Genomic DNA, 12,639 nt, shown 5'->3' with positions numbered 1-12,639 from the left:
TTTCTCGCCCCCTATCTTCCATTTTTGATTGCATAGAATGCTTCGATTTTTGCCTGTTCACTACTCATACCCTGCTCTTCCATCTGTAAAATGGTCTTCAACATACGTTCATAATCAATCGGAATAATCTTCTTGAACTTCGGCAGATATTCTGTGAAGTTATCCAATATTTCTTTTCCAATCTCTGAGTTCGTATTTGATACATGTTCCTCAATCATACTTTTCAGTTCATTTACGTCATACTTGGACGATACATGTTCAATATTGACCATCTGCTTATTTACATTCATGTACAGATCGCTGTCCATATCCAGGACATACGCTACGCCACCGCTCATACCTGCCGCAAAGTTCTTACCAGTTTTTCCTAAGACTGCCACACGTCCTCCGGTCATGTATTCACATCCGTGATCACCCACACCTTCTACTACTGCAGTCACACCAGAGTTACGCACTGCGAAACGTTCTCCCGCAACACCATTGATAAATGCTTTTCCACTGGTAGCACCATAGAGTGCAACGTTTCCTATTATAATATTTTCATTATGTTTATATTGAACACCCTTTGGCGGATAGACTATCAACTTACCACCAGACAGGCCTTTGCCAAAGTAATCATTACTGTCACCGACCAGTTCCAGAGTCAGGCCTTTTGGAATAAATGCTCCATATGACTGACCTCCGGCACCTGTACATTTCACAACAAAACTGTCTTCCGGCAATCCTTCTGGATACCGTTTTGTAATCTCTGAACCAAAGATTGTTCCAAAAGTACGGTTGGTATTGGTAACATCCACTTCTATGATTCTCTTCTGTTTCTTTTCAAGAGACGGGAGCAATTCTTTCACCAGAACTTTTTCATCCAACGTCTTCTCCAATTCAAAATCGAATACTTTCTTTGGGTTAAATGTAACAGGAGTCTTCGTGCCTTCATATGGATTATAAAGAATCTGCTGCAGATCCAATGTCGCCGCTCTGTTAGAAGTTGGTTGTTCTTTCACTCGCAACAGATCCGTACGGCCCACCAGTTCGTCAATAGTACGCACGCCCAATCTGGCCATATGTTCTCTCAAGTCCTGTGCAATAAAACGCATAAAATTAATTACATATTCCGGTTTTCCGGTAAATCTTTTTCTCAATTCTGGATTCTGGGTCGCCACTCCGACCGGACAAGTATCCAGATTGCATACACGCATCATAACACATCCCATTGTTACCAATGGTGCCGTTGCAAATCCAAATTCCTCGGCTCCCAAAATAGCTGCAATCGCCACATCCCGTCCACTCATCAATTTACCATCTGTTTCTATGCGGACACGCTCTCTTAATCCATTTTGAATCAAGGTCTGATGCGTCTCTGCCAGACCCAGTTCCCACGGAAGACCTGCATTGTGAATCGAACTCCTCGGTGCCGCTCCAGTTCCACCGTCATATCCAGATATCAGAATCAGTCCTGCACCCGCTTTTGCAACACCTGCTGCAACGGTTCCTACACCTGCCTCTGATACTAACTTTACAGAGATTCGCGCATCTTTATTCGCATTCTTACAGTCATAAATCAACTGCGCCAAATCCTCGATGGAATAGATATCATGGTGTGGCGGCGGGGAGATCAGACTTACACCAGGAGTAGAATGACGAGTATTGGCAATCCATGGATATACCTTTCCTCCTGGAAGATGTCCGCCCTCTCCTGGTTTTGCTCCCTGTGCCATCTTAATCTGAATCTCTTTTGCGCTCACCAGATATCTGGAAGTCACACCAAAACGTCCAGAAGCCACCTGCTTAATCGCAGAGCATCTGTCACTGTCAAGACGGTCGATCTCTTCTCCACCTTCACCACTGTTAGATTTACCATGAAGACGATTCATAGCGATTGCCAATGTCTCATGTGCCTCTTTGGAAATAGAACCATATGACATCGCTCCTGTCTTAAATCTTGTAACAATAGAATCTACGCTTTCTACTTCATCTATTGGAATTCCTTTCTTCGGATAATTGAACTCTAATTGTCCGCGAAGATTGATGTGTTCACCTTCTTTATTGACCATTTCCGTGTATTTTTTAAACATCTCATAATCGCCACGTCTGGTAGACTGTTGTAACATATGAATCGTCTGTGGATTATAAAGATGTTTTTCTCCGCCACTCTTAGACTTATGCTGACCCACACTATTCAATGTCAGATCCACTTCCAATCCTAATGGATCAAACGCCTGAGAATGGCGTGCAATATAATCCTTTGCTATTTCTTCTATTCCAATACCACCCACACGGCTTACCGTATCCGTAAAATACTTGCGGATAAATTCTTCTTTTAAACCAATCGCCTCAAAGATCTTTGCACCCTGATAAGACTGAATCGTGGAGATTCCCATCTTGGATGCGATCTTAACAATGCCATTGATAATTGCACGATTATAGTCATCTACAGCTGCATAATAATCTTTCTGGATCATGTTCGTATCAATCAGAAGCTTAATAGATTCATGTGCCAGATATGGGTTGATTGCACAGGCGCCATAGCCCAGAAGTGTTGCAAAATGATGTACCTCCCGAGGTTCACCGGTCTCCAGAATAATCGCCACCGATGTTCTCTTCTTTGTACGGACCAGATGCTGCTGTAGTCCGGACAACGCCAGCAAGGATGGCATCGCAACATGATATTCATCGACTCCCCGATCAGAAAGGATCAGGATGTTCGCGCCTTCTCGGATTGCACGGTCTACTTCAATGAACAGATAATCAATAGCTTTTTCAAGGCTGGAATTCTTATAATACACTGTTGGAATCTCTGCTACTTTGAATCCATCCTGCTTCATATTCTTTATCTTCAGAAGATCTGTATTGGTAAGAATTGGATTATTTACCTTCAGCATCTTACAATTCTCTTCTTTTTCTTCGAGAAGATTGCCGTCTGATCCAATATAGACGGTTGTAGATGTAACAACTTCTTCACGGATCGCATCAATTGGAGGATTTGTAACCTGGGCAAAAAGCTGTTTAAAATAACCGAACAGGTTCTGATGCTGATCAGACAATACTGCTAACGGTGCATCGATACCCATTGCAGCTGTACCTTCCGAACCATTCATTGCCATGGTCAAGATAGATGTCTTTACTTCTTCATAAGAATATCCAAATGCTTTCTGAAGTCTTTTGCATTCCTCTGCTGTATAAGAAGGAACCTTCTGATTCGGAATCTTCAGGTCTTTCAGCTGTACCATATGACTGTCAAGCCATTCACCATATGGCTGTCTGCTCGCATACATTTCTTTTAACTCTTCGTCATCAATCACTTTTCCTTTTACGGTATCGACCAATAACATTTTCCCTGGATGAAGACGTTCTTTTACAACGATCTTTCTCGGATCAATATCCAGTACTCCAACCTCAGATGAGAGAATTAAGGTATCATCATTCGTAATATAGTAACGAGAAGGACGCAAACCATTTCTGTCAAGCACTGCCCCCATACAATCACCATCACTGAACAGAATGGAGGCCGGGCCATCCCATGGCTCCATCATCGTTGCATAATACTGATAAAAATCTTTCTTTTTCTGAGACATGTTCTTGGTATTCGCCCATGGTTCTGGAATAGCAATCATAACTGCTAATGGCAGATCCATACCACTCATCACCATAAATTCAATTGCATTGTCCAGCATTGCAGAATCAGAACCCGCAGTATTGATTGCCGGAAGAACCTTATGAAGTTCGCCCTTCAGATATTCTGATTCCATATTCTCTTCTCTGGCGCGCATCTTATCTGCATTTCCACGAATCGTATTAATCTCACCATTATGTACGATAAAACGGTTCGGATGTGCACGTTCCCAGCTTGGATTCGTGTTGGTACTAAATCGGGAATGCACTAATGCAATCGCAGAGTCATAATCCTCATTCTGCAGATCTTCAAAAAATGAACGAAGCTGTCCTACCAAAAACATTCCTTTGTAGGCAATCGTTCTACTGGAAAGGGATGCTACATAAGTATCATCACTGCTCTGCTCAAAGATTCGGCGTACGACATATAGTCGTCTGTCAAAATCAATTCCTTTTGCAATCTTTTTCGGACGTTCAATGAATCCCTGCATAATACAAGGCATACATTCTACCGCACGACTTCCCAGCACATCAGGTCTTACCGGCACTTCTCTCCATCCCAGGAAATTCATGCCTTCCTTTTTGACAATCACTTCAAATATATTTTTTGCCTGATTCTTTTTCAGCTCATCCTGAGGAAAGAAAAACATTCCCACCCCGTAATCTCTCTCTGAACCTAAAAAGATGCCGAGAGGTTCGCAGACTTTGGAGAAAAACTTGTGTGAAATCTGTAATAAAATTCCAACTCCATCGCCTGTCTTACCTTCGGCATCCTTGCCAGCTCTATGCTCTAAATTTTCTACTATCTTCAAGGCATTTGCCACTGTATCATGACTTTTTTGGCCTTTGATATTAACGATCGCACCAATTCCGCAGTTGTCATGTTCAAACTGAGAACGATACAATCCAGCTTGATTGCTTACTGTCTGCTCGTTCATATATCTAGTCCTTTCTGTTTTTATTTTTTCCTACTATACTACTTTTCTGTTAAAATGTAAACAATTATTTTTATTAAATTGTCAGATAATTAGATTATTTAATATTTTTGCAAAAAAAATCTGGCAGTTTATGCATCTGCCAGATTTTCATTTTTATTCATTTGTTCTTCTATATCCGGTCTCTCATCGATTCTCTGAATCAATACAAACATCGTTGCTGAAACAGCCGCACACACTACTGTTATAATACCAATTCTCAAGGAATCTTCCACTAACCACTCGTACAGTTTGAACTCCGTTCCAAGTACAGACAACAAATTCATAGCCATATGTGCCACAATCGGCGCCTTCACAGAACCATACTTTTCATAAACATATGCCAGCATCATTCCAAGAATAAATCCGTAGATCATCTGTACCATGTTCATATGCAACAATCCGAATACAATTGAAGAATACAACGCAGCCTGCATAAATGCTCCCTGCTCCCGTAATCGCTTAAAAAGCAATCCCCGGAATACCAACTCTTCACTTATTGGTACTAAGACCGCCAGGGAAATGATCTGCACGAATAATGGAGCTGAATAAAGTGCATCCATCGTCTCCTGATATCCATCACTGACGGAAGACAGGTTCGCAATAAGAATCAAATTATTCAATCCCATACTCAACGATAATGCCAAGACAATCTCCGCCAGATACTTCCAGATTGGAGCTTTCTTGTTCGGAATCACACCTCGTAACTTTTCTGCAACCCTGTCTTTATGAAACAGTACCAGCATCACAGGAATTGTAACCAATGCCGCAATTCCTTCTACAAGTGTCGTTGCATTGACATATTCCTCCAACAGATTCGCATAGAGATTCATCATCTGTGTTTCATCCTGCATTGCACTCATCGCAGCATCATAATGTGCATATATATACGTAAAACTCAATGCCATCATCGCAGCCATACTGACACCGAATCCGATTGCCCATTTTATAACAAGCGGTCCGCACAAATGCCACATTCGCTTTCCATTGCTTCTCGGCGGCATAGGAGGGACCTGTCTATTCTGCTCTTCCATATTGATCCTCTCTTTCATCTATCACTACGTTACCTATTCTACTTCTCATGACCAGAACATGCAATAAAAAAAGTATTAAATTTGTTCATTGGTCGAGACCCCTGGGTAGGAGATGGGTGGAACTTAGGAATGGCAGGATGTTCGAGAGCTGTCGAACAAAAGATAGAATCTATAACTTAATCTTCACAACATCTACATCGAGATCCCAAAGGAATTTATCCAGATCTTTGAATGACAAGAATACGGTCGCGGTATTTTCCAGTGGATGTATTCCCAGGCTCTTGCATCTGCTCAGGTCTTTGTCTATAAAGAATTCTACTGCATGATCTGTATCATTCATAAGTCCAAATGGAGATACGCTTCCTTGCTTCAGTCCCAGATATTTTTCCAGACGATCTTCGGAAGCAAAACTGATATTTCCAGCTCCCAGCTGTCTGCCTAATGCTTTCAGGTCAACCTTCTTTTTTTCATCACAGGTCACAAGAAAATGTCTCTTTCCTTTTGAGTCTCTTAAAAATAGATTCTTACACAGAGTTCCTTTCTCCGGTAATCCTAATCTATCCATATCTTCCATCGTATGTACGGGTTCATGTTCCACGACCTCATACTTGATCTTCAACTTGTCCAATGCGTCATATACACGTTTCTTCTGGTCTTCCATGCTGCAAAACTCCTTTCTAATTCGGATAATGGACTACAATACAGGCAGTCACCATACCCTTTCCTGTGTTTTTGTATATGTATTCATCAAAAGCATTATAAGACGCAGAGTCTCCTGCTTCCAATACATATTCCCTGTCTTTAAAGATCATTGTCAACTGTCCGGCATACACTGTGATGAACTCTCTGGTTCCATTCATCTGCTGATTTCCAGCCATCATACCACCTTCATCAAATTCCAGGTCAAATATTTCAAAATCCTGCCCGTCCCGAAAACTAAAGATTGGATACAGGCGATATTTCCCCTCGTTTCCAACCAGAGGAATCACTTCTGCTTTCCCTGTTTTTGAAAATGGCATCGGCTTATCTGCTGTAAATGCAGTAACCGGAACTTTTAAGCCAAGAGAAAGCTTGTATACTGTTGAAATCGTCGGATTCACTTCTCCACGTTCAATCTGACTCAGCATACTCTTACTGATTGTGGTAAGTGAGGATACCTGTTCTAAACTTAATCCCTTTTTCTTGCGGATCTCTTTCAAATTCTCTGCAATTAACTGATTCAAATGTTCCAAACAAACGCCTCCCCAAAAATTCCTGTATATGGAATTTTTTTCTATTATATTGCAAATTTATGCAAAAGTAAAGAAAAACTATAGAATCTCTCGCACGGCCTCTTCATATTTATTCATATGTTCTGCCTTTTTTATCTTCTTAAGAGGCTTTTCACAATCTGGGAAGAGATGTCCCATATAACACCATATTTCCTTCATCTTGAAAAGTACATTCCTCTCTCCCATATTGAGACTCTGATATTCATCAAATATCTGATCATGAAACTGACGAAGACGATTCTTATCTAATTTATCTCCATCCTCCATCTCGCTGACAAGACCCGGATTGTATATAATTCCTCTTCCCAGCATAATCGTTGATACTTCCGGGAATCTCTGTTCAAGCCGTCTGACATCTTCAGTCCTGAACAGATCCCCATTATAACAAACTGGATTCCGGCTGTTCTTGAGTGCCTCACCAAACACCTCATAATTCGGTGTATTTTTGTAATAATCCTGCTGCACTCTGGGATGGATAATCAACTCTTCTACAGGATACTGATTATATATTGACAACAGCCGTTCAAATTCATCAGGCTGATATTTACCAAGTCTGGTCTTAATTGAGACCTTAACCTTCACATTCGCATAGATCTCATCCAGGAATCGATCCAACTCTTCTGGCTGAGCAAGGAATCCTGACCCCCGTCCTTTTGACACTACCGTCTTCGATGGACAACCCAAATTCAGGTTGATCTCATCATATCCAAGTTCTTCCAGTTTCTGCGCTGTTCTGGCAAAATCCTGCGCATGATTCGTCAAGATCTGGGGAATCGTCCTCATTCCCATATGATTCTCAGGTGCAATTTCTCTCAATTCTTTCGTTGTAAATCCCTTCTTCATATGTGGAGATAGAAAAGGGATAAAATACTTATCCATCGGATGAAAATAAGTATGGTATGCTCTGCGGTAGATATAAGTCGTAATCCCCTCCAAAGGGGCCAGATAATACTTCATCATTTGTCCTCCTGGCAAAATACTGTCGAGCTCTATTGTACCCTATCTTACCCTCCGATTACAACCAACTCTTAATGAAAATCTCTGGTTAGCAGAGAATCTTCCTCCAAAAGTTCTTCCACTGTCCCAAATCCCAGTTCTTCCAGAATCTTCAATACATAGGGATTCTCCAAGGGCGTCTGAAATGACGCTTCATCACTGTATATATCTACCCGTTTTCGGCTTTCTTCTTTCTCAACAATTGCTTTCGGTCCACCTACACACCCGCCGATACATCCCATTCCCTCAAAAAAGTTTGCTTCTGTCTGATTTTCTTTGATCCGTTGGATCATTTCCATACATTCTCTGGTTCCATTTGCCTGCTCTGAACAGACTTGAATCTTACGGTCAGGCTGCAGTTGTTCTGCCATCTCTGAGACAGCCTGACTTACCCCTCCAGTTCTTGCATAGAGCCTTCCCGCCTTTGATGCATGTTCCTTCCACTCGTCTGTCAGTTCTGCCGGATGGATGTCTGCCACCTCAAAGATATCACGGACTTCCTGAAATGTCAGTACATAATCGACAGCATCGTCAATATCCGGCTCCTTTGCTTCTTTCTTTTTCGCAAGGCATGGACCGGCAAATACCGTCAGAGCATCTGGATGAATCCTTTTAATCATACGTCCACACGCAATCATCGGTGATACAGCGCCCGGTACATGAGGCATCAACTCATGATAACTCTTACGTATCATGGCAATCCACACTGGGCAGCAGCAGCTGGTCAACTGATAATCTCCTTTTTGCTTCACATGGCTATCAAATTCCAGCGCTTCTTTCAGTGTTAGAATGTCTGCGAATAACGCGACCTCCACCATTCCGGTAAATCCCAGAGCCTTAAACGCAGTCCGAAGCTTTCCCGGTGTCACATCTTCTCCAAACTGTCCGAGAAAAGCCGGTGCAATCATCATATATACTGGTTCTTTTGCCTCTCTTACTGCTTTCATAGCCGGCAGCACATCCTTCCCAGCAACAATGTGATGATCCTTACAGGCTTCGATACATGCCTCACAGCCAACACAAAGAGAGGGATTGATCCATAATTTCCCGGATGCTTCCCTCTCAATCGCATCAAAGATACAACTGTTCTGACACGCTCTGTCATAGGCACACTGCTCACATGTACTGACCGGAAGGACGGGTGCATACTTTTCTGGATGCAACAGACAATCCAGATGATATGGATCATATCCGTCCGGCAACGGTTCCTCTAACGATACCTTCCTTTCCAAGAGATCACGATAAAGTTCTTCAAATGTCTTCATACTCTTCCATCCTCAATTCTTATGATTCTGTCACATTGCTTTGCAAGATCCAGATCATGTGTAATCATAAGAATAGTCTGCTCCAATCGTTGGTTAAGTATTCGGAATAAATGCATGATCTCTAATGTATTTTTCTGATCGAGATTACCAGTAGGTTCATCTGCAAGGATAATCGCAGGGCGCGTAATCAGAGCTCTTCCAATTGCGACTCTCTGTTGCTGACCTCCAGACAACTGACTTAGCAAATGCTCTCTGCGCGCCTCGAGCCCTAACATTTTCACAATTCCAGAAAGTCGTTTTGTATTTATTTTTTTCCCATCCAGCAGTAAAGGAAGTAGAATATTTTCTTCTACAGTCAGTATCGGAATCAAATTATAAAACTGATAGATAAGCCCAATATGTCTTCTCCTGAAAACAGCCTGTTCATTTTCATTCAATGCTAAAATATCTGTATTTCCTATCAACACCCTTCCTTCTGTTGCTTTTTCCACACCTCCCATTAAATGTAACAGCGTAGATTTTCCCGAACCAGACGCACCAGTAATTGCAATAAATTCTCCTTTTTCTACATTAAAAGAGACATGGTCCAGAGCTTTCACCTTCGTTTCTCCTGTACCATAAATCTTTGTTAAGTTTTCTACCCGTAATATTGTCATAATACCCCCTTAATCAATCATTTTCATTACAGATATATTGCATATCCAATCTCTTCATTTTTGTCAGACCATACAGCGTAGGCAGCAAAACCACCACCAATACCAGCAATATTTCCGCGACAACAATTTGATACGGCATACTCAATTGGAACTTTACAACCCAGGCATCCTGTGCCGTTTTTACATACACACCTCCAATTGCAATCTCTTTATACTGCTCATGCAGCAGAAAAATACTGAACGGAATCCCAATGATTCCTGTTGCGATCCCATAAATAGAATTTTCAATGACCATCATCTTAGCCAATTGCCTTTTTCCCATGCCTAACGACTGATAGACCGCAAATTCTCTTCGTCTCATACGGATATCAGCTGCAATCTTTTGAATCATACTGGTCATACAAAACGCTGTCAGAGCAATCAGCATACCACATTGGAAAACAAGCCGAAGAGGTTCCCCATCTAGCTGAACTCCTGTTATCTTTGTATATTCCCTTCTCCATTGCATGCCAAAACATGCCCATACCATAATACAGCAGATAAGACTTAACATAGCAATGCAGATAGTATACTGTTTTTCATGAAAGAATACATTTTTCAAAGCAATCGCACCTTCCGTTCCCAATATACGATGTTGTTTTTTTTATGTTGTAAGCTTTTGCCCTTCCAGTTTTGAAGGATATCTGCGAATTACCATATCCATAATGGATGCATTTCTGGCTCTTGATGCTGGTATCATACTTGCCAGAGATACTATCAGGAGTCCACATAAAAGAATCATTCCTATATCGATTCTGTTTATTATAAATTCCATATCACTTTTCCTTGAGAGTACTTGCTTTTCTATGAAGATTCCCTGAATAAGTCCAAGAAAGATTCCTGACATTCCTTCTATTATTCCTTCAAAAAATATACAATTTGCTTTCTGCCATCTGGTAGCACCCACACTTCCAAGCATACCTAAGTATCTGATTTTTTCACTGACAGAGATTGCAAACACATTATAGATAAACACACTGGAAAAAATGATGATAATTACAATCATTGTAAGTGTCAATGCCCCTGATCCTTGCGCTCCTTCGTAAAATATACCGTATAGTTCTAACAGACTATAATGATAAGTAATATTGTATTTTATTTTTTCATGCCCGATATCTTCATACTGCTCTTCTTCGGGAAGTATGCTCATATTAATCTTTTCTGCAAAACGTTGTGTCCTGCCGATTGCAGATACTCCTGGATGCTTTAATTCCACATCCACACAATTGCCGGCATGCTCTTCACAATTGGACGTCACCGCTATCTGCTTTGTTTTATTCCACGTTGCAATTTCCTGAATCTGTTTTTCCGTCACCTGATGAAATCTGGCATGCCATCCTCCTTCTTTTTCTATAATCTTACCTTCTTCAGCATTGCGAAACGCTGAAGAGAAAAGGACAACAAAGGTTAACGCTGCAACAGACAATGCAATCCCAAGAATTGTCAAAATTGTTCGGTGCTTATTTCTTTTCATATATTTCCATGCCAAAATCCATATTATCTTTACAGACGAATTTTTCATTTTCGTTCTCCACTTCGTATATAAATCGGGTATCCATAATGTTCCTCTTCCAACAAATAATATTGATCTGCTTTCTTTTGAATCTCTGGCGGGGCTTTCTCTACTGACTGCCCTTCTTTCCAGATGATTGCTTTATCACTTTTATTTTTTCCTGTGTAAAAAATAGATGAACAGGTATAGAGGTAATCATAATGCACCGTCTGTGTCATTGGAAATATAAAACTGATCTTTCCATTACAGTCTGAATAAAAGCTGTCTTCTTCATCTTGCCATGGCATCAGATATTGAAAGTGAAGCTCATACCATGCCTCATCATTATCACCATCTGGATTACCATCTATCTGTATCCCATAATCTGTAATATGTGCAAATGGTCTGTCTGTCTGAATCGTACAATAGATATCACCCGTATCAAGCTGATATAATTCTGTAATTTTGACATCTTTTGCTGCAACAGAATTAATCCAGACCGAAAAATATTCTGACCACGCATAATCAATCATCAATACGAGCAGCAGAAAAAGTGCAATCGGGATAATATAGAATGAATTTAATTTTCGCTTCATCTTTTTGGCAAATCTTACAAAACGCTCTTCCTCCTGACGATCTTCCATTGTGACTGGAACTGTTTTCATTGCTTTCTCATAGATATCTCTGCACACCTCACACTTCGAGAGATGATCTTCAATCAGTTTACAGCTTTCCTCACTGCATGCCTCATCTTCATACAGAACCAGCAGATCTTGAATCACATTACAGCTTATCTTATCACTCATTACGATTCCTCCTTGATATGTTCCTGGATCTTTAATTTAGCCCGATGATATGTCACGCGTGCCCATCCTTCTTTTCTCCCAAATATCTCCCCGATTTCCTTATATGACAAATCACCAAACGTTCTTAACATAAACACTTCTTTAAACGGCTCGTTCAGACAATTCATTATCCTGTAAACAGACAACTCCTCTTCTTTCTGGAGCACCAGATCTTCCATCGTTGCATCCGCATACACTTCGGAGATATCTTCGTGAGTCAATCGTTTTTGTTTTTTACAATGTGTCAGATATGTATTCTTTGCGATCTGACAAAGCCAGGTTTTTAGCGAACATTCTCCTTTAAATTTATGGATATTCTTTAACGCTTTATAGAATGTTTCCTGTGTAATCTCTTCTGCAATATCAGGGTTTTCACTCATTGCAAGCAAAAAAAGATATACATCTCTGAAATACAAACGATATATTTCTTCAAAACTCACGATTTCCACCTCCTTTGA

Annotated in this window: 11 protein-coding genes and 1 pseudogene; 1 reads left to right on the top strand and 11 read right to left on the bottom strand. The window is 40.8% G+C overall.

Translation table 11 applies throughout. The features are described from left to right. Window positions 1–11: 11 nt before the first annotated feature. Both gltB and ACQRD1_RS04960 read right to left on the bottom strand, forming a co-directional pair. Window positions 12–4,547 (bottom strand): glutamate synthase large subunit, encoded by a 4,536-nt coding sequence (gltB, locus tag ACQRD1_RS04965; protein ID WP_427786984.1) that lies wholly within the window; start codon window positions 4,545–4,547, stop codon window positions 12–14. Between the two features lie 128 nt (window positions 4,548–4,675). Beyond that, the gene (locus ACQRD1_RS04960; RefSeq protein ID WP_427786983.1) at window positions 4,676–5,617 is read right to left on the bottom strand and encodes a CPBP family intramembrane glutamic endopeptidase; all 942 of its coding nucleotides are present in this window, start codon (window positions 5,615–5,617) and stop codon (window positions 4,676–4,678) included. 47 nt (window positions 5,618–5,664) lie between these two features. Between ACQRD1_RS04960 and ACQRD1_RS04955 the strand changes: the two are divergent. Continuing rightward, window positions 5,665–5,889: pseudogene (locus ACQRD1_RS04955) on the top strand (hypothetical protein); the annotation flags it as partial. Here ACQRD1_RS04955 and ACQRD1_RS04950 read toward each other — a convergent pair. From ACQRD1_RS04950 to ACQRD1_RS04910, 9 genes are all read right to left on the bottom strand, one after another. Continuing rightward, window positions 5,787–6,278 carry a prolyl-tRNA synthetase associated domain-containing protein gene (locus ACQRD1_RS04950; RefSeq protein WP_235232890.1) on the bottom strand — a complete coding sequence of 164 codons (492 nt, stop codon included), beginning with the start codon at window positions 6,276–6,278 and terminating at the stop codon, window positions 5,787–5,789. The pseudogene ACQRD1_RS04955 and the gene ACQRD1_RS04950 sit on opposite strands and share 103 nt — an antisense overlap. Window positions 6,279–6,294: 16 nt before the next feature. Beyond that, complete coding sequence (locus ACQRD1_RS04945) at window positions 6,295–6,849, bottom strand: helix-turn-helix domain-containing protein (RefSeq protein WP_235232884.1); 555 nt, start codon at window positions 6,847–6,849, stop codon at window positions 6,295–6,297. Window positions 6,850–6,927: 78 nt separating this feature from the next. After that, the gene (locus ACQRD1_RS04940; protein WP_427786998.1) at window positions 6,928–7,845 is read right to left on the bottom strand and encodes a tRNA dihydrouridine synthase; all 918 of its coding nucleotides are present in this window, start codon (window positions 7,843–7,845) and stop codon (window positions 6,928–6,930) included. Between the two features lie 71 nt (window positions 7,846–7,916). Continuing rightward, window positions 7,917–9,149 (bottom strand): [Fe-Fe] hydrogenase large subunit C-terminal domain-containing protein, encoded by a 1,233-nt coding sequence (locus ACQRD1_RS04935; protein WP_427786982.1) that lies wholly within the window; start codon window positions 9,147–9,149, stop codon window positions 7,917–7,919. Continuing rightward, window positions 9,146–9,805, bottom strand: a complete 660-nt coding sequence (locus ACQRD1_RS04930; RefSeq protein ID WP_427786981.1) for an ABC transporter ATP-binding protein — start codon at window positions 9,803–9,805, stop codon at window positions 9,146–9,148. Before ACQRD1_RS04930 ends, ACQRD1_RS04935 begins: the two co-directional genes overlap by 4 nt. A 13-nt stretch (window positions 9,806–9,818) precedes the next feature. After that, window positions 9,819–10,406, bottom strand: a complete 588-nt coding sequence (locus ACQRD1_RS04925; RefSeq protein WP_427786980.1) for an FtsX-like permease family protein — start codon at window positions 10,404–10,406, stop codon at window positions 9,819–9,821. 42 nt (window positions 10,407–10,448) lie between these two features. Then, window positions 10,449–11,318: an FtsX-like permease family protein gene (locus ACQRD1_RS04920; RefSeq protein ID WP_427786979.1), complete on the bottom strand. Its 870-nt coding sequence runs from the start codon at window positions 11,316–11,318 to the stop codon at window positions 10,449–10,451. Between the two features lie 44 nt (window positions 11,319–11,362). Next, window positions 11,363–12,142 (bottom strand): zf-HC2 domain-containing protein, encoded by a 780-nt coding sequence (locus tag ACQRD1_RS04915; protein WP_235232874.1) that lies wholly within the window; start codon window positions 12,140–12,142, stop codon window positions 11,363–11,365. Then, window positions 12,142–12,621: an RNA polymerase sigma factor gene (locus tag ACQRD1_RS04910; RefSeq protein ID WP_328282601.1), complete on the bottom strand. Its 480-nt coding sequence runs from the start codon at window positions 12,619–12,621 to the stop codon at window positions 12,142–12,144. The genes ACQRD1_RS04915 and ACQRD1_RS04910 overlap by 1 nt, the downstream gene beginning before the upstream one ends. Window positions 12,622–12,639 lie beyond the last annotated feature (18 nt).

It is taken from the genome of Bariatricus sp. SGI.019, from assembly GCF_050315235.1.
Lineage (GTDB): Bacteria > Bacillota > Clostridia > Lachnospirales > Lachnospiraceae > JAFBIX01.
Note: the sequence above shows the minus strand (reverse complement) of the source record. Positions and strands in the feature narration are given on the sequence as shown.

Bases quoted from the DNA above. Each gene is read 5' to 3' on its own strand.
- gltB (WP_427786984.1), bottom strand. From the start codon at position 4,547: ATGAACGAGCAGACAGTAAGCAATCAAGCTGGATTGTATCGTTCTCAG.
- ACQRD1_RS04960 (WP_427786983.1), bottom strand. From the start codon at position 5,617: ATGGAAGAGCAGAATAGACAGGTCCCTCCTATGCCGCCGAGAAGCAAT.
- ACQRD1_RS04950 (WP_235232890.1), bottom strand. From the start codon at position 6,278: ATGGAAGACCAGAAGAAACGTGTATATGACGCATTGGACAAGTTGAAG.
- ACQRD1_RS04940 (WP_427786998.1), bottom strand. From the start codon at position 7,845: ATGAAGTATTATCTGGCCCCTTTGGAGGGGATTACGACTTATATCTAC.
- ACQRD1_RS04935 (WP_427786982.1), bottom strand. From the start codon at position 9,149: ATGAAGACATTTGAAGAACTTTATCGTGATCTCTTGGAAAGGAAGGTA.
- ACQRD1_RS04930 (WP_427786981.1), bottom strand. From the start codon at position 9,805: ATGACAATATTACGGGTAGAAAACTTAACAAAGATTTATGGTACAGGA.
- ACQRD1_RS04920 (WP_427786979.1), bottom strand. From the start codon at position 11,318: ATGAAAAGAAATAAGCACCGAACAATTTTGACAATTCTTGGGATTGCA.
- ACQRD1_RS04915 (WP_235232874.1), bottom strand. From the start codon at position 12,142: ATGAGTGATAAGATAAGCTGTAATGTGATTCAAGATCTGCTGGTTCTG.